The sequence below is a fragment of the Dyella japonica A8 genome, assembly GCF_000725385.1.
In the GTDB taxonomy this organism is placed as follows: domain Bacteria; phylum Pseudomonadota; class Gammaproteobacteria; order Xanthomonadales; family Rhodanobacteraceae; genus Dyella; species Dyella japonica_C.
Window position 1 is genome coordinate 4,283,475 of the sequence record NZ_CP008884.1, and the last position, 25,930, is coordinate 4,309,404.

The following is a 25,930-nucleotide window of genomic DNA, read 5'->3' on the forward strand; positions in this document are numbered from 1 at the left end:
TCAGGCCTTGGACGACACGTCGATGGTCTGACCATCGGCGAGGCGAACGTAGGCCTTGCGCTTGCCCTGGCGGCTGCCAGCGCGGAAACGGAAGGACTTGACCTTGCCCTTGGCGTTGACGAGGTTCACCTGCTCGACCTTGACGTCGAACATCTGTTCCACCGCAGCGCGGACATCGGCCTTGGTTGCCTCGGGGGCCACCACGAACACGTACTGGTTCTTCTCGGCCAGGCGAGCTGCCTTTTCCGAGATGTGCGGCGCACGCAGCGTATTCAGGATGCGTTCGTTGCTCATGCCAGCCACTCCTCGATCTTCTTCACCGCATCGACGGTCATGACGATGTGGTCGGAACCGACCAGGCTGACCGGGTTCAGGGCCAGCACGTCAACGACGTGGATGTACGGGATGTTGCGTGCGGCCAGGAAGGTCGCCTCGTTGGCGTCTTCCGACACCAGCAGCACACGACCGGAAACCTGCAGCTCGGCCAGCTTCGCGACCATCGCCTTGGTCTTCGGGGTGTCGATGCCGAAGCTCTCGACCACCTTCAGACGGTCCTGGCGGATCAGCTCCGACAGGATGGAGCGGAGCGCGACGCGGTAAGCCTTGCGGTTCACCTTCTGCTCGTAGCTGCGCGGCTTGGCAGCGAACGTGACACCACCGCCCACGAAGATCGGAGCGCGGTAGTCGCCGTGACGAGCGCCGCCGCCCTTCTGCTTCTTGAACTTCTTGGTGGTACCCGACAGCTCGCCACGCGACAGCTGGGCCTTGGTACCGGCGCGACCGCCGGCCTGGTAGGCCACAACCACCTGGTGGATCAGAGCCTGCTTGAACTCACCGCCGAACACTTCGTCCGACACGTTGAGCGGCTTGGCGCCAATGACATTAATTTCCATGGCGTCTCTCCTCAGCCCTTGGTCGTCGGACGGATGACGACGTCGCCACCGGTAGCGCCCGGCACCGCGCCCTTCACCGCGATCAGATGACGCTCGGCGTCGACCTTGACCACTTCCAGGCCCTGCTGCGTGCGGTTCACCGCACCCATGTGGCCCGACATCTTCTTGCCCGGGAACACGCGACCCGGGGTCTGACGCTGACCGATAGAACCCGGCGCACGATGCGACAGCGAGTTACCGTGGGTAGCGTCACCCATGGTGAAGTTGTGGCGCTTGATGGTGCCCTGGAAGCCCTTACCCTTCGACACGCCGGCGACGTCAACGATCTGACCCACCTGGAACACGTCGTCGGCCTTGATCTCGGCGCCCACGCTGTACTTGCCGAGATCTTCGGCAGCCACGCGGAACTCCCACAGACCACGACCCGGCTCAACCTTCGCCTTGGCGTAGTGACCCTTCAGCGGCTGCGTCAGCAGGCTGGCGCGCTTGACGCCGGCTGCGACCTGCACAGCGCTGTAACCATCGTTATCTTCCGTCTTCAGCTGCGTGACGCGATTCGGGGTGGCCTCAATCAGGGTCACCGGAATCGAACGTCCGTCTTCAGTGAAGAGTCGGCTCATGCCGCATTTGCGGCCAACCAGTCCGATACTCATCTTCGTATCCTGTCTATCGCTCAACCGAGCTTGATCTGAACGTCAACGCCAGCGGCGAGATCAAGCTTCATGAGCGCGTCCACGGTCTTGTCGTTGGGGTCGACGATGTCGAGCACACGCTTGTGGGTACGGGTCTCGTACTGGTCGCGGGCATCTTTGTCGACGTGCGGCGACACCAGAATGGTGTAGCGCTCGATCTTGGTCGGGAGCGGAATCGGGCCGAGAACCGTAGCGCCAGTGCGCTTGGCCGTCTCGACGATTTCGCTGGCCGAACGGTCGATCAGACGATGATCGAACGCCTTGAGCCGGATGCGAATCTTTTGGTTCGCCATAAACCGTGTCCTGTTATCGAAAGAACAAATTCTGTGAACCGGATGGGCTTCTCACCCACCCGCACAACCCATTTACTGCGGTACTACGGGACGTGATCTCGGGCCGAAACCCTGGAAAACGACCTTAAAAGACTAGGCAGGCCCCAAAAAGGGCCCGCCCAGACGGAAAAGTATAAAACGCGCGAAATGGCCAGGTCAACAAAGCGTCATGCTTTGTCGTCCAAGCCCTCTCTTGCGTGTTGGCCATCCAGGCCAGCGAACTCGAAGCACTTCCTGTGCCTCATTTCGCTGTAAGGTCACCAGACACAAGGCGTGGCGACAGGCAAGACCGCGACTATATCCGGAATTCCCGCCAAAGAAAAGCCCCAAAACACGCCTTTCCGCTGAATTTGCCAAAAAAAAAGCCGGCCCAAAGGCCGGCTTTTTTTCAGGCTGCCACCCTAAGGTGGCCCCTTTGGGTCTTACTTGATGACCTTGGCCACCACGCCGGCGCCGACGGTACGGCCGCCTTCGCGAATCGCGAAGCGCAGGCCCTGGTCCATGGCGATCGGGTGGATCAGGGTGACGACCATCTTGATGTTGTCACCCGGCATGACCATTTCCACGCCTTCCGGCAGCTCAATCGCGCCGGTCACGTCGGTCGTGCGGAAGTAGAACTGCGGGCGGTAGCCCTTGAAGAACGGGGTGTGACGGCCACCTTCGTCCTTCGACAGCACGTACACTTCGGCTTCGAAGTCGGTGTGCGGGGTGATCGTGCCCGGCTTGGCCAGCACCTGGCCGCGCTCGACGTCGTCACGCTTCAGGCCGCGCAGCAGCAGACCGGCGTTGTCGCCTGCCTGACCCTGGTCCAGCAGCTTGCGGAACATTTCCACGCCCGTGACGGTGGTCTTCTGGGTCGGGCGGATGCCGACCACTTCGACTTCGTCACCGACCTTGATGATGCCGCGCTCGATACGACCGGTCACCACGGTGCCGCGGCCCGAGATCGAGAACACGTCTTCCACCGGCATCAGGAACGGCTGGTCGATCGCGCGCTGCGGCTCCGGAATGTAGGTGTCCAGGGCGTCCACGAGGGCGATGATCGCCGGCACGCCGATCTCGGACTGGTCGCCTTCCAGCGCCAGCTTGGCCGAACCCTTGATGATCGGGGTGTCGTCGCCCGGGAAGTCGTACTTGGAGAGCAGTTCGCGCACTTCCATTTCGACCAGCTCGAGCAGCTCGGCGTCGTCCACCATGTCGGCCTTGTTCAGGAACACGACGATGTAGGGCACGCCCACCTGACGCGACAGCAGGATGTGTTCGCGGGTCTGCGGCATCGGGCCGTCAGCGGCCGAGCACACCAGGATCGCGCCGTCCATCTGTGCCGCACCCGTGATCATGTTCTTCACGTAGTCGGCGTGGCCCGGGCAGTCCACGTGAGCGTAGTGGCGGGTCGGCGATTCGTATTCGACGTGGGCGGTCGAGATCGTGATACCACGGGCCTTTTCTTCCGGCGCCGCGTCGATCGCGTCATACGCCTTGAATTCGCCACCGAAGCGCTCTGCACCCACCTTGGTCAGCGCAGCCGTCAGCGTCGTCTTGCCGTGGTCCACGTGACCAATCGTGCCGACGTTGACGTGCGGCTTGGTGCGTTCGAATTTACCCTTTGCCATGACTTAAACCTCTAAAAAGAACGGTAGTGTGGAGGAAGGAGGCCTTATCAGGCCTTCTTCATGACCTGCTCAGCGATGTTGTTCGGCGCTTCAGCGTAGTGGTCGAACTCCATCGTAAAGGTGGCGCGACCCTGGGTCAGCGAGCGAATGGTCGTCGCGTAACCGAACATCTCGCCCAGCGGAACCATCGCATTGATGGTCTTGCCCGACGGCGTGTCGTCCTGGCCCTGGAGCAGGCCACGACGGCGGCTCAGGTCGCCCATGACGTCACCGACGTAATCTTCCGGCGTCACCACCTCGACCTTCATGATCGGCTCGAGCAGCACCGGCGATGCCTTGGCAAAGCCCTGCTTGAACGCCATCGACGCGGCGAGCTTGAACGCCATTTCCGACGAGTCAACGTCATGGTACGAGCCGAACACCAGCTTGACCTTGACGTTCACGACCGGGAAGCCAGCCAGCGGGCCGCTGGTGATGGTTTCGCGCAGGCCCTTTTCGACGGACGGGATGAATTCCTTCGGAATCACGCCGCCAGTGATGTCGTTGATGAACAGGAAATCGTCCTTAACGGCATCGCTCTTGCGCTCTTCTTCGGTCATCGGCGACAGCTCGATCACCACGTGACCGTACTGACCCTTACCGCCCGACTGCTTGGCGTGCTTGTAGTCCGACTTGACGTCCGAGGTACGGATCGTTTCGCGGTAGGCCACCTGCGGCTTGCCGACATTGGCTTCCACGTTGAACTCGCGCTTCATGCGGTCCACGAGGATGTCCAGGTGCAGCTCGCCCATGCCCGAGATGATGGTCTGGCCGGATTCTTCGTCCGTACGCACGCGGAAGGACGGATCTTCGGCAGCCAGGCGACCCAGCGCGATACCCATCTTTTCCTGGTCGGACTTGGTCTTCGGCTCGACCGCCATCGAGATCACCGGCTCCGGGAACGTCATGCGCTCCAGGGTGATGATGTGATCCTGCGAGCACAGCGTGTCACCGGTCGTCACGTCCTTCAGGCCGACCGCCGCGGCGATATCGCCAGCGCGGACTTCCTTGATTTCCTGACGCTCGTTGGCGTGCATCTGCAGGATGCGGCCGATGCGCTCCTTCTTGGACTTGACCGGGTTGTACACCTGGTCACCCGCGTTGAGCGTGCCCGAGTAGACACGGAAGAACGTCAGCGAGCCCACGAACGGGTCGGTCATGATCTTGAACGCGAGCGCCGAGAACGGAGCCGAGTCGTCAGCCGAACGGGTGGCTTCCTTCTCGTCATCGTCCACGCCCTGCACGGGCGGACGGTCGATCGGCGACGGCAGCAGCTGCACGACGGCGTCGAGCATGGCCTGCACGCCCTTGTTCTTGAACGCGGTGCCGCAGAAGACCGGGATGATCTCGCTGGACAGCGTGCGCGCGCGCAGACCGCCGATGATTTCGTCCTCGGAAAGGTCGCCCTCTTCCAGGTACTTGTTCATCAGCTCTTCGGACGCTTCGGCAGCCGACTCGACCATGTACGAACGGGCTTCAACAGCCTTGTCCTTCAGGTTGGCCGGGATGTCCTGGTACTCGAACTTCATGCCCTGGGATTCCATGTCCCAGATGATGGACTTCATCTTGAGCAGGTCGACCACGCCCTCGAAGTTGTCCTCGGCGCCGATCGGCACCTGCATCGGGACCGGGTTGGCACCCAGGCGAGCCTTCAGCTGGTCGACCACCTTGTAGAAGTTCGCGCCAGTGCGGTCCATCTTGTTGACGAACGCAAGGCGCGGCACCTTGTACTTGTTGGCCTGACGCCAGACGGTCTCGGACTGCGGCTGCACACCACCCACGGCGCAGAGCACGAACACCGCACCGTCGAGCACGCGGAGCGAACGCTCCACTTCGATGGTGAAGTCCACGTGACCTGGGGTGTCGATGATGTTGAAGCGGTGCTCGGGCAGGGAGCGGTCCATGCCCTTCCAGAACGCCGTCGTTGCCGCCGACGTAATGGTGATGCCGCGCTCCTGCTCCTGCTCCATCCAGTCCATCGTCGCTGCACCGTCGTGCACCTCGCCAATCTTGTGACTGACACCGGTGTAGAACAGGATGCGCTCCGTGGTGGTGGTCTTGCCGGCATCGATGTGAGCCATGATGCCGAAGTTGCGGTAGCGCTCGATAGGAGTGGTGCGTGCCACGGTCTTAACCTCTGAAAGTTCTAGCTGTACTGCTTACCAGCGGTAATGCGAGAAGGCCTTGTTGGCCTCTGCCATGCGGTGGGTTTCTTCGCGCTTCTTGATCGCGCCACCACGGTTTTCCGAAGCCTCGAGCAGCTCGGCTGCCAGCTTGCGCGGCATCGAGGTCTCGCCGCGCTTGCGGGCGGAGTCGATGGCCCAGCGCATGGCGAGCGCCATACGGCGACCCGGACGGACTTCGACCGGCACCTGGTAGGTGGCGCCGCCGACACGACGGGACTTCACCTCAACCGCCGGAGCGATGTTGTTGAGCGCCTTCTCGACGAGCTGAACCGGCTCGGCGTTCTTTTCGCCCAGGTGAGCCAGAGCACCGTAAACGATGCTTTCGGCGACCGACTTCTTGCCGCTCTTCATCACCATGTTGATGAAGCGGGCGATCAGCTGGCTGCCGTGCTTGGGGTCCGGCAGGACCAGACGGGCGGGATGGGAACCTTTACGCGACATAGTTAATTCCTAAAGATCAGGACTTCGGGCGCTTGGCGCCGTACTTGGAGCGCGACTGACGGCGCTTGGTGACGCCGGCGCAGTCGAGACTGCCGCGCACGGTGTGGTAACGCACGCCCGGGAGATCCTTGACGCGGCCGCCACGGATCAGGACCACGGAGTGCTCCTGCAGGTTGTGACCTTCGCCACCGATGTAGCTGATCACTTCGTAGCCATTGGTGAGACGCACCTTGGCGACCTTGCGGAGAGCCGAGTTCGGCTTCTTCGGAGTGGTCGTGTAGACGCGCGTGCACACGCCGCGGCGCTGCGGGCTGTTCTGCAAAGCCGGCGAAGCACTCTTGTAGGTCTTCGGGCTACGGGATTTGCGAACCAACTGGTTGACTGTCGTCATCTGAAGCTGTTCCTGAGAAACATAAAGGCAGACCGAACCGGCTCGGTCTGCCAAGAAGCGGGAATTTAACATGGGCAGCTTGTCACAGACAAGCTGACGCCCTGCCGGCCATGGCCCGAACACGAGGCGCCATCCTTGCGCCTCTTTTCGTATGTCAGCGAGTAGAGCCCGTGAGGGGCTTACTCCACACCAATGTCGCTACCGGTGGTGGCTTCTGCGAAGGAAGCCGACGAAGCGGAGCCAGAGAGAGTTTCAAGCTCCGAGGCGGTCAGACCGCCCTGGCGATGACGCGATGCGTGATACGCCAGACCCGTACCTGCCGGAATAAGACGGCCGACAATAACATTTTCCTTCAGGCCACGCAAGGTGTCACGCGTACCGCGGACTGCGGCTTCCGTCAATACTCGGGTGGTTTCCTGGAAGGATGCCGCCGAGATGAAGGATTCCGTAGCCAGCGAGGCCTTGGTGATACCGAGCAGCACCGACTGGAATTCCGCCGGACGCTCGCCACGCTTGATGGCGCGGTCGTTCTCGCCGTTGATGCGGACGCGCTCGACCTGCTCGCCGCGCAGGTAGTGGCTCTCACCCGGATCGGTGATTTCCACCTTGCGCAGCATCTGGCGAATGATCGCCTCGATGTGCTTGTCGTTGATCTTCACGCCCTGCAGACGGTAGACGTCCTGGATTTCCTTGACCAGGTAGGCGGCCAGCGGCTCGACACCCAGCAGGCGCAGGATGTCGTGCGGGCTGGGCTCGCCGTCCACGATGGTTTCGCCCTTCTCCACGTGCTCGCCTTCGAACACGATGACCTGACGCCACTTGGGAATCAGCTCTTCGTGCTCGTTGCCGTCCACGTCCTTGATGATGAGGCGCTGCTTGCCCTTGGTGTCCTTGCCGAAGCTGATCACACCCGAACGCTCGGCGAGAATCGCCGGTTCCTTCGGCTTGCGGGCTTCGAACAGGTCGGCCACGCGCGGCAGACCACCCGTGATGTCGCGGGTCTTGGAGGTTTCCTGCGGGATACGGGCAACCACGTCACCCACGCCCACCTGCGCACCGTTCTGGATCGACACGATGGCGCCGGCCGGGAGCATGTACTGCGCCGGCACGTCGGTGCCCGGCAGCTTCAGCTCGCGACCCTTGGCGTCTTCCAGACGCACGATCGGGCGCAGGTCCTTGGCGGCCGTACCACGGCGCTTCGGATCGGTCACCACCGCCGACTCCAGGCCGGTCAGTTCATCGGTCTGGCTCTGCACGGTGACGCCATCGATGAAGTCGATGAAGCGCACGGTACCGGCCACTTCCGACACGATCGGATGGGTATGCGGATCCCAGTTGGCCACGGCCTGGCCGGCCTTGACCGGATCGCCGTCCTTGACCGCGATGGTCGCGCCGTACGGCACCTTGTAGCGCTCACGCTCGCGGCCGTTGGCGTCGATGACGCTCAATTCGCCCGAACGCGACACGGCCACCAGGTGACCCTGGTTGTGATGCACGGTCTTGAGGTTGTTGAACTTCAGCGTGCCGGTGGTCTTCACCGTCACGTTGTCCACGGCAGCAGCACGGGATGCCGCACCACCGATATGGAACGTACGCATGGTCAGCTGGGTACCCGGCTCACCGATGGACTGAGCGGCCACGACACCCACGGCCTCACCCATGTTCACCAGGTGGCCACGGGCCAGGTCACGGCCGTAGCACAGTGCACAGACGCCATGGTCGGCAGCACAGGTGATGGGCGAACGGACCTTGATGGACTGCACGCCGGCCTTGTCGAGCTTCTCGACCAGGGCTTCGTCCAGCAGCGTGTCGCGCGTAACGATCGGCTCGTTGTCTTCACCCGGGCCGTAGACGTCTTCCAGGGCCACACGACCCAGCACGCGGTCGCGCAGCGGCTCGACCACGTCGCCGCCTTCCACGATCGGCTGCATGGTAACGCCTTCGTCCGTACCGCAATCGCCGAAGGTGATGACCACGTCCTGCGCCACGTCCACGAGACGACGGGTGAGGTAACCGGAGTTCGCCGTCTTCAACGCCGTATCCGCCAGACCCTTACGGGCACCGTGGGTGGAGTTGAAGTACTGCAGAACGTTCAGGCCTTCGCGGAAGTTCGCCTTGATGGGCGTCTCGATGATCGAGCCGTCCGGGCGGGCCATCAGGCCGCGCATACCGGCCAGCTGACGAATCTGGGCCACCGAACCACGAGCGCCCGAGTCGGCCATGATGTACAGCGAGTTCATGGACTTCTGGTTGACCGTCTTGCCTTCGGCATCGACCACCTTCTCGGTGCCGATACCGTCGATCATCGCCTTGGCGACGAGTTCGTTGGTGCGCGACCAGATGTCGACCACCTTGTTGTAGCGCTCGCCGGCGGTGACAAGACCCGACTGGTACTGCTCCTGGATCTCGACCACTTCCTTCTCGGCTTCTTCCAGGATCGGCTTCTTCTGATCCGGGATGATCATGTCGTCGATGCCGATGGAGATGCCGGCGCGGGTCGCGAAGCGGAAACCGGTGTACATCAGCTGATCGCCGAAGATCACGGTGTCCTTCAGACCCAGACGGCGGTAGCACTGGTTGATCAGGCGCGAGATGTTCTTCTTGGTCAGCTCGGTGTTGGCCAGCGCGAACGGCAGGCCTTCCGGCATGATTTCGAGCAGCAGCGCGCGACCCACGGTCGTGTCGACGATCTGGGTGGTTTCGGTGCGGTTGCCGTCTTCGTCGATCTGCACCTGGTTGATGCGGACCTTGACCTTGGCGTGCAGTTGCACGGCGCGGTTGTCGTAGGCGCGGCGAACTTCGCCGATGCCCGAGAACACCATGCCGTTGCCCTTCGCGTTCACCAGCTCGCGGGTCATGTAGTACAAGCCAAGGACGACGTCCTGGGTCGGCACGATGATCGGCTCGCCGTTGGCCGGCGACAGGATGTTGTTGGTCGCCATCATCAGGGCGCGCGCTTCGAGCTGCGCCTCGATCGAGAGCGGCACGTGCACGGCCATCTGGTCACCGTCGAAGTCGGCGTTGAACGCCGTACACACGAGCGGGTGCAGCTGGATGGCTTTGCCTTCGATCAGCTTCGGCTCGAACGCCTGGATGCCGAGACGGTGCAGCGTCGGTGCACGGTTCAGCATCACGGGATGTTCGCGGATCACCTCTTCGAGGATGTCCCACACCTGGCCTTCTTCGCGCTCGACGAGCTTCTTGGCGGCCTTGATGGTGGTCGCTTCGCCACGAGCCTGCAGCTTGGCGAAGATGAAGGGCTTGAACAGCTCGAGCGCCATCTTCTTCGGCAGACCGCACTGGTGCAGACGCAGGGTCGGACCCACCACGATCACCGAACGACCGGAGTAGTCCACTCGCTTGCCGAGCAGGTTCTGGCGGAAGCGGCCCTGCTTGCCCTTGATCATGTCGGCCAGCGACTTCAGCGCGCGCTTGTTCGTGCCGGTGATGGCACGGCCGCGGCGGCCGTTGTCGAGCAGCGCATCGACCGATTCCTGCAGCATGCGCTTTTCGTTGCGCACGATGATGTCGGGCGCATTGAGTTCGAGCAGGCGACGCAGGCGGTTGTTGCGGTTGATGACGCGGCGGTACAGGTCATTGAGGTCGGACGTGGCGAAACGGCCACCGTCCAGCGGGACCAGCGGACGCAGGTCCGGCGGCAGCACCGGCAGCACGGTCAGCACCATCCATTCCGGACGGTTGCCCGACTCCAGGAACGCCTCGATCAGCTTCACGCGCTTGGTGAGGCGCTTGAGCTTGGTCTCGGAGTTGGTGGAGGCGATTTCTTCCTTCAGGCGCACGACTTCGCCCGGAAGATCCAGGGACTTGAGCAGCTCGTAGACGGCCTCGGCACCCATGCGGGCGTCGAACTCGTCACCGTGCTCTTCCACGGCTTCCAGGTACTGGTCTTCGCTGAGCAGCTGGCCGCGCTCGAGCGCGGTCAGACCCGGATCGATCACGACGAACGCTTCGAAGTACAGAATGCGCTCGATATCACGCAGGGTCATGTCCAGCATCAGGCCGATGCGCGAGGGCAGCGACTTGAGGAACCAGATGTGCGCGGTCGGCGAGGCCAGTTCGATGTGGCCCATGCGCTCGCGGCGCACCTTGGCCAGCGTCACTTCCGTGCCGCACTTTTCGCACACCACGCCGCGGTGCTTCATGCGCTTGTACTTGCCGCACAGGCACTCGTAGTCCTTCACCGGGCCAAAGATGGCGGCGCAGAACAGGCCGTCACGCTCGGGCTTGAAGGTGCGGTAGTTGATCGTCTCCGGCTTCTTCACTTCGCCGTACGACCACGAGCGGATCAGCTCCGGCGAAGCCAGAGCGATCTTGATCGCATCGAAGTCAGGCGCGGTGCGCTGCTGGTTGAACAGATTGAGCAAGTCTTTCATGGATGTCTCCGAAGATCGGGAATAGGCAATGCAGAATCGGGAACCGGGAGAACGAGGAACGATGGTTCGCTCCTCGTCTCCGCCTCAACTCACTTCACTTCTTCCAGATCAATATCGATACCGAGCGAGCGGATTTCCTTCACCAACACGTTGAAGGATTCCGGCATGCCCGCCGCCATCTCGTGGTTGCCGTCGACAATGTTCTTGTACATCTGGTTGCGGCCCTGCACGTCGTCGGACTTCACCGTCAGCATTTCCTGCAGGGTGTAGGCCGCGCCGTAGGCTTCCAGCGCCCAGACTTCCATTTCACCGAAGCGCTGGCCACCGAACTGCGCCTTACCACCCAGCGGCTGCTGCGTGACGAGCGAGTACGGACCGGTCGAACGCGCGTGCATCTTGTCGTCGACCAAGTGGTTCAGCTTCAGGTAGTGCATGTAGCCCACGGTGACCGGGCGATCGAACGCCTCGCCGGTGCGGCCGTCGTACAGCGTGGTCTGGCCCGACTCCGGCAGATCGGCGAGCTTGAGCATCGCCTTGATCTCGGTTTCCTCGGCACCGTCGAACACCGGGGTGGCCATCGGCACGCCTTCCTGCAGGTTGTTCGCCAGGGCGAGGATTTCCTCGTCGGTCAGCGACTTCAGGTCGACATGCTGCACGGCGCCCGCGACGTGGTGGTTGTACACCTGGTCGAGGAACTCGCGGATCTGCGCGACCTTGGCCTGCGCCTCGAGCATCTTCTGGATCTTCTTGCCCAGGCCCTTTGCGGCCCAGCCAAGGTGCACTTCCAGAATCTGGCCGATGTTCATACGCGACGGCACGCCCAGCGGGTTCAGCACGATGTCGACCGAAGTACCGTCTTCGGAGAACGGCATGTCCTCCACCGGCACCACGTTGGACACCACACCCTTGTTACCGTGGCGACCGGCCATCTTGTCGCCCGGCTGGATGCGACGCTTCACGGCCAGGAACACCTTGACCATCTTGAGCACGCCCGGAGCAAGGTCGTCACCCTGGGTGATCTTGCCCTGCTTCTCCTTGAAGCGCTTGTCGAACTCTTCCTTGTGACGCTTGACCTGGTCGGCCGCGCGCTCGAGGAATTCCGTGACGTCCTCTTCCTTGACGTTGATCTTGAACCAGTCGTCGCGCTTGAGGCCGTCGAGGTAGGCGTCGGTGATCTCGGCGCCACGCTTCAGGCCACCCGGGCCGCTCATCGCGGTCTTGCCGACGAGCTGGGTGCGCATACGGTTGTAGATCGCGCCTTCGAGGATGCGGAACTGGTCATCAAGGTCCTTACGGATACGCTTGATTTCCATTTCCTCGATCTGACGAGCGCGCTTGTCCTTCTCGATACCGTCGCGGGTGAAGACCTGCACGTCGATGACGGTGCCGTCCATGCCCGGCGGCACGCGCAGCGAGCTGTCCTTCACGTCGGACGCCTTCTCGCCGAAGATCGCGCGCAGCAGCTTCTCTTCCGGCGTCAGCTGGCTCTCGCCCTTGGGCGTGACCTTGCCGACCATGATGTCGCCGGCCTTCACTTCCGCACCGATGTACACGATGCCGGATTCGTCGAGGCGAGCCAGCGCCTGCTCACCCACGTTCGGGATGTCGGCGGTGATTTCCTCGGCGCCCAGCTTGGTGTCACGCGCGATGCACGACAGCTCCTCGATGTGGATCGAGGTGTAGCGGTCTTCCTGCACGACGCGCTCGGAGAGCAGGATCGAGTCTTCGAAGTTGTAGCCGTTCCACGGCATGAAGGCGATCAGCATGTTCTGGCCGAGCGCGAGCTCGCCCAGATCGGTCGACGAACCGTCGGCCAGCGTGTCGCCCTTCGCCACCACGTCACCCACGTTCACCAGCGGACGCTGGTTGAGGTTGGTGTTCTGGTTGGAGCGGGTGTACTTGGTCAGCGTGTAGATATCGACGCCGGCATCGTTGTCGCCGACTTCTTCTTCGTTCACGCGCACCACGATACGGCCGGCGTCGACCTGGTCGATCACGCCACCGCGCTTGGCGGTGACGATGACGCCCGAGTCACGCGCCACGGCGCGCTCGATACCGGTACCGACCAGCGGGGTCTGCGAACGCAGGGTCGGCACGGCCTGACGCTGCATGTTCGCGCCCATGAGTGCGCGGTTCGCGTCATCGTGCTCCAGGAACGGCACGAGTGCGGCAGCGACCGACACCGTCTGCATGGGCGAGACGTCCATGTAGTCGACTTCGGCGGACGGACGCAGCTCGGACTCGCCGCGGAAACGGCAGGACACGAAGTCTTCGATGAAAGCGCCATCCTTGAGCGGCGAGTTCGCCTGCGCAATGACGTGGTCGCCTTCTTCGATGGCCGACAGGTAATCCACCTGGTCGGTCACCTTGCCGCCCACGACCTTGCGGTACGGCGTCTCGAGGAAGCCATACTGGTTGGTGCGCGCGTACACGGCGAGCGAGTTGATCAGGCCGATGTTCGGGCCTTCCGGCGTTTCGATGGTGCAGACGCGGCCGTAATGGGTCGGGTGCACGTCGCGCACTTCGAAGCCGGCGCGTTCGCGGGTCAGACCGCCTGGGCCCAGTGCCGAGACGCGACGCTTGTGCGTCACTTCGGACAGCGGGTTGTTCTGGTCCATGAACTGCGAGAGCTGCGACGAACCGAAGAACTCCTTCACCGCCGCCGCGACCGGCTTGGCGTTGATCAGTTCCTGCGGGGTCAGGCCTTCGGACTCGGCCAGCGACAGGCGCTCGCGCACCGCGCGCTCGACGCGCACCAGGCCGATGCGGAAGGTGTTCTCGGCCATTTCACCGACCGAGCGCACGCGACGGTTGCCCAGGTGGTCGATATCGTCAACGGTGCCATGACCGTTCTTGATGTCGATGAGCACCTTGAGCACGTCGAGGATGTCGGACTGGTCGCCCTGCGACTTCACCAGTTCCTGGGCTTCCTCTTCCTTGCGGTCCTGGAAGTACTTCTTGTCGTACAGCACGCCCGGACCGACGATCTCCTGGCGGCCCACGCGACGGTTGAACTTCATGCGACCCACGGCCGACAGGTCGTAACGGTCGAAGGTGAAGAACAGGTTGTAGAACAGGTTCTGCGCGGCGTCCTTGGTCGGCGGCTCGCCCGGGCGCATCATGCGGTAGATTTCCACCAGCGCCTCGAGCGGCGTCTTGGTGTTGTCGATGCGTAGGGTGTGCGAGATGTACGCACCGCGATCGAGGTCGTTGACGTACAGCGTCGGCACGACTTCGATGCCGGCCTTGCGGAAGTTTTCCAGCTGCTCGGCGGTGATCTCGTCGTTGGCCTGGGCCAGCAGTTCGCCGGTCTTCGGATCGATGACGTCAATGGCCAGGATGCGGCCGACCGGGTAGTCGTCCGGCACTTCCAGCGCGGTGATGTTTTCGGCAGCGAGCTGACGCACGTGACGCGCGGTGATGCGCTTGCCGGCTTCCACCAGCACCTTGTCGCCAATGGTCAGGTCGAAGGTCAGCGTTTCGCCGCGCAGGCGCTCGGCGACGAGCTCCAGCGTGGTGCCACCCTTCTTGCCCAGGTGGAACACGTTGTGCTCGAAGAACACGTCGAGCATTTCGACGTTGCTGTAGCCGAGCGCGCGCAGCAGCACCGTCACCGGCAGCTTGCGGCGACGGTCGATACGGGTGAACAGCGCGTCCTTCGGGTCGAACTCGAAGTCCAGCCAAGAGCCGCGGTAAGGAATCACGCGCGCCGAGAACAGCAGCTTGCCCGAGCTGTGCGTCTTGCCGCGGTCGTGATCGAAGAACACGCCCGGCGAACGATGCAGCTGCGAGACGATGACGCGCTCGGTGCCGTTGATGATGAAGGTGCCGGTGTCGGTCATGAGCGGAATTTCGCCCATGTAGACTTCCTGCTCCTTCACGTACTTCACGGCCTTCTTGGACGCCGGGCTGTCCTTGTCATAGATGACCAGGCGCACGGTCACGCGCAGCGGCGCACCGAAGGTCATGCCGCGGTTGCGGCACTCGCGCTCGTCAAACGGGGGCTCGCCCAGGCGATAGTCGACGTACTCGAGCGCAGCATTGCCCGAGTAGCTAACGATCGGGAACACCGACTTCAGCGCGGCGTGAAGACCCTTGTCATCACGCTGCTTGGGAGCCACGTGCTCCTGCAGGAATTCGCGATAGGAATCGGTCTGGATGGTCAGCAGGTTCGGAACGCCCAAAACAGGGGGACGCTTGCCGAAATCCTTGCGGATGCGCTTCTTCTCGGTAAACGAGTAGGCCATGGTGGGTACCGCCTCGGTTGTGTATTCGATGAATCGGGAGTCGGGAATAGAGAATCGGGAATAGAGAATCGAAAGCTACCCACCTTCAAGGGCTGCTCCCTAATTCCCTATTCCCCATTCCCTGCCGACAACAGGCAAAGCCCGGGGGCTTACGCCCCCAGGCTTGCTTTGACGCTAGATCAAACTGACGGCGCGCAAGAGCGCCAATTACTTCAGTTCGACCGTGGCGCCTGCAGCTTCGAGGTCCTTCTTGAACTTCGCAGCGTCGTCCTTCGAAGCAGCTTCCTTCACGACGCCACCGGCTTCGGTCAGGTCCTTCGCTTCCTTCAGGCCCAGGCCCGTGATGGCACGGACGGCCTTGATCACGTCGACCTTCTTGTCGCCGGCGCTCTTCAGGATGACGTCGAACTCGGTCTGCTCTTCAGCAGCCGGGCCGGCAGCGGCCGGGCCAGCGGCCATCATGACCGGGGCAGCGGCGGACACGCCAAACTTCTCTTCGATGGCCTTCACCAGCTCCATCACTTCCATGAGCGACTTGGCGGCAACGGCTTCAACGATCTGATCGTTAGTCAGGGACATTTTGTATTACCTCTGGAAATTGATTCGTTTTAGATACGCGTCGAACTTAAGCTTCAGCCGTGGCTTCCGCGGCGACTTCGCCACCACCCTGCTTGTCGGCCACGGCCTTGACGGCGCGGGCAAACATCGCAGCGGGCTCGGCGAGCACGCGGGCCAGCATGGCCAGCGCCTCTTCGCGGGTCGGCAGCGAGGCCAGCACGTCCACATGGGCGGCGGGCAGCAGCTTGCCTTCCACGGAGACGACACGAGCCTTCAGCTTGTCATTGGTCTTCGCGAATTCCTTGATCAGGCGACCGGCAGCACCGGGCTCCTCCATCGAGAACGCGTACAGCAGCGGACCGGTCAGGGCGTCCTTGACGACCTCGAACTCGGTACCACCGACGGCGCGCGCAGCAAGCGTGTTCTTGACAACCTTCAGGAACACACCGCTTTCACGGGCCTTCTTGCGCATCGCGGTCATCTGTTCGACCGTGGTGCCCGCGTACTCGACAGCGACCAAGGAGTGAGCCTTCGCGGCAACTTCTGCCAGTTCGGCGACTACTTCTTGCTTCTGAGAGAGATTCAGAGCCATATCACTCCTCCACTTTGAAATCCGCTTGCGACTCCTGCCGCTTGCGGTCCTGAGCGACGCCTTCCCTGACGTCGGGGATCGCGAGATCCCGGGTGGTGGCCTTTCCAGAAAAGCAATCCTAGAAAATCTAAGATTCCAGAAGGGGCAGCACCATCTACGCAGGCCAGATTCGCGGGGAATCCGATTAAGCGAACCCGCTTTCCACGACGGCGGTTCCTTGCCAACACGAGCTCCCTGCTCGTCGTCGTGGCGCGCTGATCGCGCCTGCGGTCTTTGACGGCGACTCCGGCTATTCACCGGGGCCTGCCTTCAAAAACGTGCCCGCACCGACCTGAGTCGGTGCGGGACTTCAACTTTTACTTGGTCGACACCGTCAGGGTCGACACTTCGACCGGCACGCCCACGCCCATGGTGGACGACAGCGCGATCTTCTGCAGGTACTGACCCTTGGCGGTCGCCGGCTTGGCCTTCAGCAGGTCGTTGACCAGCGCGTTCAGGTTGTCCGCGAGCTGGGCAGCGTCGAAGCTGGCCTTGCCGATGGTGGCGTGGATGATGCCCGCCTTGTCGTTGCGGAACTTCACCTGGCCGGCCTTGGCGTTCTTGACGGCCGTGGCGACGTCGGCGGTGACCGAGCCGTCCTTCGGGTTCGGCATCAGGCCGCGGGGGCCCAGCAGCTGACCGAGCTTACCGACCACGCGCATCGCGTCCGGCGTGGCTATCACGCGACCGAAGTCGAGGTCGCCAGCCTGCATGCGCTCGGCCAGGTCGTCCATACCGACGGCGTCGGCGCCGGCGGCCTTGGCGGCCTCGGCCTTCTCACCGGCCGGCACGAACACGGCGACCTTGACGGTCTTGCCGGTGCCGTGCGGCAGCAGCGAGGAGCCGCGCACGCCCTGGTCGGACTTCTTGGCGTCGATGCCGAGGCGGACGGCGACGTCCACGGACTCGGCGAACTTCGCCTTGGCGTTGTTCTTGACGATGGTCAGGGCTTCTTCCAGGCCATAGAGCTTGCCCGGCTGCACTGCGGCCTGGGCCGCCTTCATACGCTTCGTGATCTTTGCCATGTCTTAGCCCTCCACCACCAGACCCATGCTGCGCGCGCTACCGGCAATGGTGCGCACCGCGGCGTCCAGATCAGCAGCCGTGAGATCCGGCTCCTTCTGCTTCGCAACGTCTTCCAGCTGCTTGCGGGTGATCTTGCCGACCTTGTCGGTGTTCGGCTTGGACGAACCCTTGGCAACGCCCGTGACCTTCTTGATCAGGACAGTGGCCGGCGGGGTCTTGGTGATAAAGGTGAAGCTACGGTCGGAGTAGGCCGTGATGATCACGGGGATCGGCAGACCCGGCTCCATCTTCTGCGTGGCGGCATTGAACGCCTTGCAGAATTCCATGATGTTCAGGCCGCGCTGACCCAGGGCCGGACCGACCGGCGGCGACGGGTTGGCCTGACCGGCCTTGACCTGCAGCTTGATGTAACCAACTACTTTCTTTGCCATTGGATTTTCCTCGCGAGTTCAAGCGCCTTGCGGCTCCTCGCAGTGTTGTCTTCCCTGAGAGAGGAAGGCTCGCCATCCCGCGAACCCCAGAAGCACGGACACGCCGGGGCTAAAATCCCAGCGTGAACCGCATACTATAGAGACTGCTTAGTTTTTAAGCAAGCCCTGTGCCGCTTGACGGCATGGGGCTCAGGGTGGGCTGCGACGTCCGATTTTTCGCTCCAGCCAGAGGCCTTCAGAGCGAAAAGCTTCGCACCCTCTTGTCGAAAAGGCCTAGGCCTTTTCGACCTGCCCAAACTCCAGCTCGACCGGGGTCGAGCGACCGAAAATGAGCACCGCGACGCGCAGGCGGCTCTTTTCGTAATTGACTTCCTCGACCACGCCGTTGAAGTCATTGAACGGACCGTCGGTGACGCGAACCATTTCGCCCGGCTCGAACAGCACCTTGGGCTTGGGCTTCTCGACGCCTTCACGGACGCGGCTCAGGATGGCGTCGGCCTCGGAATCGCGAATCGGGAGCGGGCGATCGGCCGTGCCACCGATGAAACCCATGACCTTCGGGGTTTCCTTGACCAGATGCCAGCACTCGTCGTCGATGCGCGGCGCCTTGCCCTCGGTATCCGTCTCAATCTGCACGAGAACGTAACCCGGGAAGAACTTGCGCTCACTGCGGCGCTTCTGGCCGCTGCGCATCTCGATGACCTCTTCGGTCGGCACCAGCACTTCGCCGAACTTCTCTTCCATGCCGGCGCGACGAATCCGCTCGTCGAGCGAACGCTTCACCTGGTTTTCGAAGCCCGAATAGGCGTGCACCACATACCAACGCTTGCTCATGCCATCACCTCACGTACCAAGCTTGAGCAGCCAGTCGAGCACGACCGACTTCAGGATCAGATCGATCAGGCCCAGCAGCAGCGAGAGCACGATGACCACGACCATGATGATGCCGGTGGTCTTGAGCGTCTCGTCGCGGGTGGGCCAGACCACCTTGCGCATTTCGAACTGCGATTCGCCGAGGAAAGCGCGCACCCGACGACCCGGTGCGGTGAACGCACCGATGGCCAGCGAGATGATCAGCGCTGCCAGCACGCCCAGCAGTCGGATCGACTGCGGGACCGAGCCGTCCGCGCCAAACCACGAATACGCAAAAATGCCGGCAGCCAGCACGATCACGGCCAGCACCAGCTTGGCGATATCGGCGCCGTTGGCGCCCTTGGTCGGTTCTGCCTTCGTATTCATGCGACATGATCGGATGAGAGGAGGCATCGACCGGGTTACGGTCTGCATGCCATCCACCATCCGTCGTGGATCCTCGGGAAGATGGCACGCCAGGAGGGACTCGAACCCCCAACCTGCGGTTTTGGAGACCGCTGCTCTGCCAATTGAGCTACTGGCGTATTCAGAAAAAGGGTGAAGTCGCTCGCCTTGCCGCCACAAGGTGGCGCCCTTCGGCGCCTTTTCCAAGAGCCGGGCCATGCCCGACTCTGGATCCTTGCAGCCCGCGAGACGGGCGACTTCCCAGTCTACAGCTTACTTGATGACCTTGGCCACCACGCCGGCGCCGACGGTACGGCCGCCTTCGCGAATCGCGAAGCGCAGACCCTGGTCCATGGCGATCGGGTGGATCAGGGTGACGACCATCTTGATGTTGTCGCCCGGCATGACCATTTCCACGCCTTCCGGCAGCTCAATCGCGCCGGTCACGTCGGTCGTGCGGAAGTAGAACTGCGGGCGGTAGCCCTTGAAGAACGGGGTGTGACGGCCACCTTCGTCCTTCGACAGCACGTACACTTCGGCTTCGAAGTCGGTGTGCGGGGTGATCGTGCCCGGCTTGGCCAGCACCTGGCCGCGCTCGACGTCGTCACGCTTCAGGCCGCGCAGCAGCAGACCGGCGTTGTCGCCTGCCTGACCCTGGTCCAGCAGCTTGCGGAACATTTCCACGCCCGTGACGGTGGTCTTCTGGGTCGGGCGGATGCCGACCACTTCGACTTCGTCACCGACCTTGATGATGCCGCGCTCGATACGACCGGTCACCACGGTGCCGCGGCCCGAGATCGAGAACACGTCTTCCACCGGCATCAGGAACGGCTGGTCGATCGCGCGCTGCGGCTCCGGAATGTAGGTGTCCAGGGCGTCCACGAGGGCGATGATCGCCGGCACGCCGATCTCGGACTGGTCGCCTTCCAGCGCCAGCTTGGCCGAACCCTTGATGATCGGGGTGTCGTCGCCCGGGAAGTCGTACTTGGAGAGCAGTTCGCGCACTTCCATTTCGACCAGCTCGAGCAGCTCGGCGTCGTCCACCATGTCGGCCTTGTTCAGGAACACGACGATGTAGGGCACGCCCACCTGACGCGACAGCAGGATGTGTTCGCGGGTCTGCGGCATCGGGCCGTCAGCGGCCGAGCACACCAGGATCGCGCCGTCCATCTGTGCCGCACCCGTGATCATGTTCTTCACGTAGTCGGCGTGGCCCGGGCAGTCCACGTGAGCGTAGTGGCGGGTCGGCGATTCGTATTCGACGTGGGCGGTCGAGATCGTGATACCACGGGCCTTTTCTTCCGGCGCCGCGTCGATCGCGTCATACGCCTTGAATTCGCCACCGAAGCGCTCTGCACCCACCTTGGTCAGCGCAGCCGTCAGCGTCGTCTTGCCGTGGTCCACGTGACCAATCGTGCCGACGTTGACGTGCGGCTTGGTGCGTTCGAATTTACCCTTTGCCATACGTCTAAAACCCCGATGGAGTCGAATTGAAGAAAAGTGGAATGATACCCGCGGACCGCGGTGAGATGGTGCTCATGACTGGAATCGAACCAGCGACCTCTTCCTTACCAAGGAAGTGCTCTACCGACTGAGCTACATGAGCACAAAAAACACCTGAGACGACTTCAATGGAGCGGGAGACGGGAATCGAACCCGCACCATCAGCTTGGAAGGCTGAGGTTCTACCATTGAACTACTCCCGCCTGGTTGAATCAGCCTTTGCGGAAATCGTCTGGTGGAGGGAGGTGGATTCGAACCACCGAAGGCGTAAGCCAGCAGATTTACAGTCTGCCCCCGTTGGCCGCTTGGGTATCCCTCCAACAAAGAACGGCTATTGTGTGGATCAGGCCGGGGGCTGTCAACACCTATCGCGGAAAAAATGACGTTTTTCCGCGATTTTTTTCACAGGCTCAGAGATGTCCGTCAGACACCCTCGGCCACGTGAGCATCGACCAGCTGCTCCATCTCCTTGGAAAGATTCATGAGGCGCATGGCCTGCTCCTGCAGCTGACGCTCGCGATCGTCGCGAGGCTCCCACGCGGGCACTGGCGTAGGCTTGCCATCGGGTGCATCCAGCGCCACGAACACCATGACGCAACTGGTCGCCAGGCGATGCTCGTCGCTGCGCAGATCGCGGGCCAGCACGTCCACGGCCATGTGCATGCTGGAGCGGCCGGTGTGGATAAGGCGTGCGCGCACGGTGACCAGGTCGCCGATGAGGATGGGCTTCACGAACTGGATACCGCTGACCGACGCAGTGACGCAGTACGCGCCACTCCAGGCCACGGCGCAGGCGTAGCCCGCCTGATCGATCCACTTCATCACCATGCCGCCATGCACCTTGCCGCCAAAGTTCACATCGGTCGGCTGGGCCAGGAAACGGAAACTCACTTCGTGCTGCTTGCCGGGCATGGGCGCGGGACTCAAGGGAAACAGGGAGAGGATTATGCGCGCTCACCAACGCCCGGGACACCGTCTTGCCCTCACCATGGCGGGTGAAAGCCGCTCAACGATCCGGGCGGTATCGTCACTGACGTGAAAACGAGCAAGTCGCACCATCCCCCTATCGCCTTCGTCGTCGCCACCATGACGCCTCGATTCATCCGATATGCCATCGCCTTGCTGGCCCTCGCGGGCCTGGTCGCGTGCCGGGGCGTGCGTCCCGAGGCACCTCCTGGCCACCTGCCACTGATCGTCGCCCATCGCGGCGGCACGGCGGACGCGCCGGAGAACACGCTAGAGGCGATCCGCCTGGCCCTGGCCCACGGTGCGGACGCTCTGTGGCTGACCGTGCAGCTGAGCGCGGATGGCGTGCCCGTGCTTTATCGGCCAGCGGACCTCAAGGCCTTGACCGACGGAAGCGGGCCGGTCGCCGGCGTTCGTGCCGCACAACTGGCTGCCCTCAATGCGGGCTGGCAGTTCCGCAACGCCCACGGCGAATTCCCCTATCGGCAGCACCCTGTGGGCATCCCCACCCTGCGTGACGCCTTGCGCAGCATTCCGGCAGGCATGCCCATCATTCTCGACATGAAGGCCGAGCCTGCCGAGCCGCAGGCTGACGCAGTCGCCCGCGTGCTTACCGAAGAGCAGGCCTGGGCGCGTGTCACCCTGTATTCCACCGACGCCGCCTATCAGGCGGCGTTTTCGCGCTATCCGCAGGCTCGCCTGTTCGAAGCCCGGGATACGACGCGCCAACGCCTGCTCGACGTGCTGCTGGCGGGTCATTGCGGGGCCGCGCCCGACCCGCAAGCGCCAGCCGCCTTCGAATGGCGGCGCAAGGTGGCTGTGGTGGAAACCTTCACCCTCGGCGAGGGGCACTCCAGTACCGATATCGCGCCATGGACGCCCGCCACCGTCAGCTGCTTCCGCCAGCAGCCCACGCAGCGCCTGTTCGTCATCGGCATCAGCAACGAGGACGACTACCGCGCAGCCACCTGCCTAGGCCTGGATGCCGTACTGATGGACTCGCCCGCAACCCTTGCGCCGATCCGCGAGGCGCTGATGCGGCGCGGCCTGCGCTGCGCGACGGATGGATCGTCGATGCAATAAATCATGGGAACAGCAATGACATGGCCGCGCCGACGACCGGGATCGCCGTCGTACACAAAGCCAAACCGGAGATAGATCGGAACGGCGCCCTCCGCGGCATTGAGCGTGAACACGCGGGTGCCCGCGCGACGGACGGCATCGTTGCGTAGCCGGTCCCACAGTTTCCGGGCAATGCCCTGCCCCTGGTAACGCGTCCCGACGAACAACTGGAACACATGGCGGTCGTCGCGGATGGCGGCGACCCCGACCAGCACGTCGTCGACGAAGGCCAGATGAAATCGCTGCCCGGCCCCGATCCTGGCCCGGATGGCCCGGGCCGTCATGGTCGCCAGCATCGGCCCAACGGCGGCGGCCGGCTGGGTAGGCACGATCCAGCGGCGAGTCACCCGTCGCACGAGGACGCCGATCGCGCGGGCATCCTCGGCGTGGGCCAATCGCATATGCAGGCGGCTCTTCATCCTCAGGATCCGGTCACGCAGGCTCGCGCACAGACAAACACGGTGAGGGCTTGCACGGCAAGGATTATGCCGCTGCGATGCCTGAGCCCTCAAAGCACGGGGCCCGAACCATGGGTTGGCGCAGCATCACTTCGCGGCTCGTCCCAGGAAGGCCTACCCGCTCCGCACCAGTGTTCGTCAGCGAGGCGGTCCGCTACTCCAGCGCCAGATCGTGGACAGCGCCGGCATGAACGACGGGATGCCCAAAAGCAAAGGGCCGCATCGCGGCCCTTTGCTGGATTACACGTTGAACAGGAAGTGCAGCACGTCGCCATCCTTCACGACGTAATCCTTGCCTTCCTTGCGCAGGCGCCCCGCCGCCGCCGCGCCAGCTTCGCCCTTGTACTGGATGAAGTCGTCGTAGCCCACCGTTTCCGCACGGATGAAGCCACGCTCGAAATCAGTGTGGATCACGCCCGCCGCCTGCGGCGCGGTGAAGCCGCGCTTGATCGTCCACGCGCGCACTTCCTTCACGCCCGCGGTGAAGTAGGTCTGCAGGTTGAGCAACTTGTAGCCCGCGCGGATCACGCGGTTCAGGCCCGGCTCTTCCAGGCCCAGGTCCTTGAGGAACTCGTCGCGGTCGGCGTCATCGAGCTGCGAGAGCTCTTCCTCGATGGCGGCGCACACCGGCACCACCTCAGCGCCCTCGGTCACGGCGCGAGCGCGCACGGCATCCAGGTGCGGATTGTTCTCGAAACCGTCTTCGCGCACGTTGGCGATATACATGAGCGGCTTCAGCGTGAGCAGGAACAGGTCACGCACGAGTGCCTTTTCCTCGTCATCCAGGCCCAGGCTGCGCGCGGACTTGCCTTCATTGAGACCGGCCGCAAGCTTCTGAAGCACTGGCTTTTTGGCCACCGCTTCCTTGTCGTTGGCCTTGGCAGCGCGCTCGGCGCGGTTCAGCGCCTTCTCGACGGAGTCGAGGTCAGCCAGCGCGAGTTCGGTATCGATGGTTTCGATATCGGCGATGGGATCGACCTTGCCGGCCACGTGGATGATGTCGGTGTGCTCGAAGCAGCGCACCACATGCGTGATGGCATCCACTTCGCGGATGTGCGCCAGGAACTTGTTGCCCAGGCCTTCACCCTTCGAGGCGCCAGCGACCAGACCGGCGATGTCGACAAACTCGACCGCGGTCGGAATCACCTTCTGCGGATTGACGATGTCCGACAGCGCATTGAGGCGCGGATCCGGCACCGGCACCACGCCCACGTTCGGCTCGATGGTGCAGAACGGGAAGTTGGCCGCAGCGATGCCCGCCTTGGTCAGCGCGTTGAACAGGGTGGACTTGCCGACGTTAGGCAGGCCGACGATGCCGCATTTGATGCCCATGGGGACTCCGCAAAGCTGTATTCGTAGGAACGGCTCGAAGTAGGGGCTGGTGATCAGCCCGGTACCTTCTTGCCCGCTCCAGGGGTATGTAGTTGTTGCATGGCCTTGTCGAACTGGCCGTCCACGGCCAGCGGCAGCACGTCGAGTGCGCGCGCGATGCCGTCGATGATGGCGTCCTCGTCCTTTTCGGACGGACGACCCAGCACCCACGACGTGACCTTGTCCTTGTGGCCCGGATGACCAATGCCGACGCGCAAGCGATGGAACTTGGCGTGACCGAGGTGCGCAACGATGTCGCGCAAACCGTTCTGGCCACCGTGCCCACCGTCGAACTTCATGCGCACGGTGCCGGCATCCAGATCCAGCTCGTCATGCGCCACCAGGCACTCGTCCGGTTCGATCTTGTAATAGCGCAGCGCCGAAGCCACGGCGATGCCGCTCTTGTTCATGAAGGTGGAGGGCTTGAGCAGCCACACCGACTGGCCGCCGATGCGAACCTTGCAGGTTTCGCCATGCAGCTTGCCGTCGAAACCGAAGCGCTCGCCCTGCCCTGACGCCAGGGCGTCAACAAACCAGAACCCGGCGTTGTGCCGGGTTCGGAGATATTCGGCACCGGGATTGCCCAGCCCGACGATGAGTCGCAGACCCGCCATAAGATCGTGGCGGCCCGTGTCCAGACGAACACGGGCCGCTGCGACTTACTTCTTGGGAGCTTCCGGAGCCGGAGCGGCTTCGCCCTCGGCCGGGGTCGCTTCGACTTCTTCCTTCACCGTGTTGGCGGTGACGACGGCGATGTCGTGGTCCGCACCCAGGTGCAGCGCGACGATTTCCACGCCCTTCGGCAGCTTCAGCTGCGACAGGTGGACGATCTCGCCCGGCTTCAGGTCGGCCAGGTCGAGTTCGATGAACTCCGGCAGATCCTTCGGCAGGCAGGACACTTCCACTTCCGTCAGGTTGTGCGAGATCACCACGCCCGAGGTCTTGGCGGCAGCGGACTTTTCCTGGTTCAGGAAGTGCACCGGCACGTTGACGTGGATGGCCTTGTTCGGATCGACGCGCTGGAAGTCCATGTGCAGCATCTGCAGCTTGTACGGATGCTTCTGCCAGTCACGCACCAGCACCTTCTGCACCTGACCGTCGACGTTCAGGTCGAGCACCGAGGAGAAGAACCACTCGTGCTTGGCGGAGAGAAGGATGGTGTTGTGTTCGATCTGGATGCTCTGCGGGGCCTGGCCGGCACCGTAGACAACGGCAGGCACGAAGCCGGCATGACGCAGGCGGCGGCTCGCACCTTTCCCCTCGTCATTACGGGCCGTAGCCTTGATTTCATGAGTCGTAGCCATGTTGGTATTGCCTATCAGTAGTGAACCGCCTCGCGGCGGTCATGCGACTCCCCCGCGACCAGAGGAGCCGTAAAG

The 25,930-nt window shown here is 63.0% G+C and carries 22 protein-coding genes, 4 tRNA genes and 1 pseudogene; 1 reads left to right on the plus strand and 26 read right to left on the minus strand.

Going from position 1 to position 25,930, the window contains the following annotated elements:
• The 22 genes from rplW to HY57_RS18275 all read right to left on the minus strand — a co-directional run bounded on the left by rplW (position 1) and on the right by HY57_RS18275 (position 21,546).
• Positions 1 to 294 carry a 50S ribosomal protein L23 gene (gene rplW / locus HY57_RS18170; protein ID WP_019464896.1) on the minus strand — a complete coding sequence of 98 codons (294 nt, stop codon included), beginning with the start codon at positions 292 to 294 and terminating at the stop codon, positions 1 to 3.
• A complete protein-coding gene (gene rplD / locus HY57_RS18175) occupies positions 291 to 893 on the minus strand; it encodes a 50S ribosomal protein L4 (RefSeq protein WP_019464897.1) in 603 nt (200 codons plus the stop codon). Before rplD ends, rplW begins: the two co-directional genes overlap by 4 nt.
• Before the next feature lie 11 nt (positions 894 to 904).
• Positions 905 to 1,546, minus strand: a complete 642-nt coding sequence (gene rplC / locus HY57_RS18180; protein WP_019464898.1) for a 50S ribosomal protein L3 — start codon at positions 1,544 to 1,546, stop codon at positions 905 to 907.
• A gap of 20 nt (positions 1,547 to 1,566) precedes the next feature.
• A complete protein-coding gene (gene rpsJ, locus HY57_RS18185; RefSeq protein ID WP_014402136.1) occupies positions 1,567 to 1,878 on the minus strand; it encodes a 30S ribosomal protein S10 in 312 nt (103 codons plus the stop codon).
• 461 nt (positions 1,879 to 2,339) lie between these two features.
• A complete protein-coding gene (gene tuf / locus HY57_RS18190) occupies positions 2,340 to 3,530 on the minus strand; it encodes an elongation factor Tu (protein ID WP_038580082.1) in 1,191 nt (396 codons plus the stop codon).
• Between the two features lie 47 nt (positions 3,531 to 3,577).
• Positions 3,578 to 5,695: an elongation factor G gene (fusA, locus tag HY57_RS18195; RefSeq protein ID WP_019464013.1), complete on the minus strand. Its 2,118-nt coding sequence runs from the start codon at positions 5,693 to 5,695 to the stop codon at positions 3,578 to 3,580.
• A gap of 33 nt (positions 5,696 to 5,728) precedes the next feature.
• Complete coding sequence (gene rpsG / locus HY57_RS18200; RefSeq protein WP_019464012.1) at positions 5,729 to 6,196, minus strand: 30S ribosomal protein S7; 468 nt, start codon at positions 6,194 to 6,196, stop codon at positions 5,729 to 5,731.
• Positions 6,197 to 6,212: 16 nt separating this feature from the next.
• Positions 6,213 to 6,587, minus strand: coding sequence for a 30S ribosomal protein S12 (rpsL, locus tag HY57_RS18205; RefSeq protein WP_019464011.1), 375 nt, complete (start codon positions 6,585 to 6,587; stop codon positions 6,213 to 6,215).
• 179 nt (positions 6,588 to 6,766) lie between these two features.
• Positions 6,767 to 10,981 carry a DNA-directed RNA polymerase subunit beta' gene (rpoC, locus tag HY57_RS18210; RefSeq protein WP_019464010.1) on the minus strand — a complete coding sequence of 1,405 codons (4,215 nt, stop codon included), beginning with the start codon at positions 10,979 to 10,981 and terminating at the stop codon, positions 6,767 to 6,769.
• 89 nt (positions 10,982 to 11,070) lie between these two features.
• Entirely contained in the window at positions 11,071 to 15,228 is a 4,158-nt protein-coding gene (gene rpoB / locus HY57_RS18215; protein WP_019464009.1) for a DNA-directed RNA polymerase subunit beta, read from the minus strand.
• A gap of 207 nt (positions 15,229 to 15,435) precedes the next feature.
• On the minus strand, positions 15,436 to 15,807 hold the full coding sequence (gene rplL / locus HY57_RS18220) for a 50S ribosomal protein L7/L12 (RefSeq protein ID WP_019464008.1): 372 nt from the start codon (positions 15,805 to 15,807) through the stop codon (positions 15,436 to 15,438).
• Positions 15,808 to 15,853: 46 nt separating this feature from the next.
• Complete coding sequence (gene rplJ, locus HY57_RS18225) at positions 15,854 to 16,378, minus strand: 50S ribosomal protein L10 (RefSeq protein ID WP_019464007.1); 525 nt, start codon at positions 16,376 to 16,378, stop codon at positions 15,854 to 15,856.
• Positions 16,379 to 16,734: 356 nt separating this feature from the next.
• A complete protein-coding gene (gene rplA, locus HY57_RS18230; protein ID WP_019464006.1) occupies positions 16,735 to 17,442 on the minus strand; it encodes a 50S ribosomal protein L1 in 708 nt (235 codons plus the stop codon).
• 3 nt (positions 17,443 to 17,445) lie between these two features.
• Entirely contained in the window at positions 17,446 to 17,874 is a 429-nt protein-coding gene (rplK, locus tag HY57_RS18235) for a 50S ribosomal protein L11 (RefSeq protein WP_019464005.1), read from the minus strand.
• 273 nt (positions 17,875 to 18,147) lie between these two features.
• The gene (gene nusG / locus HY57_RS18240; protein ID WP_019464004.1) at positions 18,148 to 18,708 is read right to left on the minus strand and encodes a transcription termination/antitermination protein NusG; all 561 of its coding nucleotides are present in this window, start codon (positions 18,706 to 18,708) and stop codon (positions 18,148 to 18,150) included.
• A 9-nt stretch (positions 18,709 to 18,717) separates the two neighbouring features.
• Entirely contained in the window at positions 18,718 to 19,113 is a 396-nt protein-coding gene (gene secE / locus HY57_RS18245; RefSeq protein WP_019464003.1) for a preprotein translocase subunit SecE, read from the minus strand.
• Between the two features lie 82 nt (positions 19,114 to 19,195).
• Positions 19,196 to 19,271 (minus strand) — tRNA-Trp (locus HY57_RS18250).
• Positions 19,272 to 19,404: 133 nt separating this feature from the next.
• Positions 19,405 to 20,595 carry an elongation factor Tu gene (tuf, locus tag HY57_RS18255; protein ID WP_038580082.1) on the minus strand — a complete coding sequence of 397 codons (1,191 nt, stop codon included), beginning with the start codon at positions 20,593 to 20,595 and terminating at the stop codon, positions 19,405 to 19,407.
• 66 nt (positions 20,596 to 20,661) lie between these two features.
• Positions 20,662 to 20,737: transfer RNA gene (locus tag HY57_RS18260), tRNA-Thr, on the minus strand.
• 26 nt (positions 20,738 to 20,763) lie between these two features.
• Positions 20,764 to 20,837 (minus strand) — tRNA-Gly (locus HY57_RS18265).
• 30 nt (positions 20,838 to 20,867) lie between these two features.
• Positions 20,868 to 20,953 (minus strand) — tRNA-Tyr (locus HY57_RS18270).
• Between the two features lie 104 nt (positions 20,954 to 21,057).
• On the minus strand, positions 21,058 to 21,546 hold the full coding sequence (locus HY57_RS18275) for an acyl-CoA thioesterase (protein ID WP_019466646.1): 489 nt from the start codon (positions 21,544 to 21,546) through the stop codon (positions 21,058 to 21,060).
• Between the two features lie 174 nt (positions 21,547 to 21,720).
• On the opposite strand from HY57_RS18275, the pseudogene HY57_RS22185 reads away from it, so the two are divergent.
• Positions 21,721 to 22,548: pseudogene (locus HY57_RS22185) on the plus strand (glycerophosphodiester phosphodiesterase family protein); the annotation flags it as partial.
• Positions 22,549 to 22,553: 5 nt separating this feature from the next.
• Here the strand turns inward: HY57_RS22185 and HY57_RS21355 are convergent.
• The 4 genes from HY57_RS21355 to HY57_RS18295 all read right to left on the minus strand — a co-directional run bounded on the left by HY57_RS21355 (position 22,554) and on the right by HY57_RS18295 (position 25,855).
• The gene (locus tag HY57_RS21355; protein ID WP_026034161.1) at positions 22,554 to 23,141 is read right to left on the minus strand and encodes a GNAT family N-acetyltransferase; all 588 of its coding nucleotides are present in this window, start codon (positions 23,139 to 23,141) and stop codon (positions 22,554 to 22,556) included.
• Between the two features lie 279 nt (positions 23,142 to 23,420).
• Positions 23,421 to 24,512 (minus strand): redox-regulated ATPase YchF, encoded by a 1,092-nt coding sequence (gene ychF, locus HY57_RS18285; RefSeq protein ID WP_019466643.1) that lies wholly within the window; start codon positions 24,510 to 24,512, stop codon positions 23,421 to 23,423.
• Positions 24,513 to 24,565: 53 nt separating this feature from the next.
• On the minus strand, positions 24,566 to 25,165 hold the full coding sequence (pth, locus tag HY57_RS18290; RefSeq protein WP_019466642.1) for an aminoacyl-tRNA hydrolase: 600 nt from the start codon (positions 25,163 to 25,165) through the stop codon (positions 24,566 to 24,568).
• 45 nt (positions 25,166 to 25,210) lie between these two features.
• Entirely contained in the window at positions 25,211 to 25,855 is a 645-nt protein-coding gene (locus HY57_RS18295; protein ID WP_019466641.1) for a 50S ribosomal protein L25/general stress protein Ctc, read from the minus strand.
• Positions 25,856 to 25,930 lie beyond the last annotated feature (75 nt).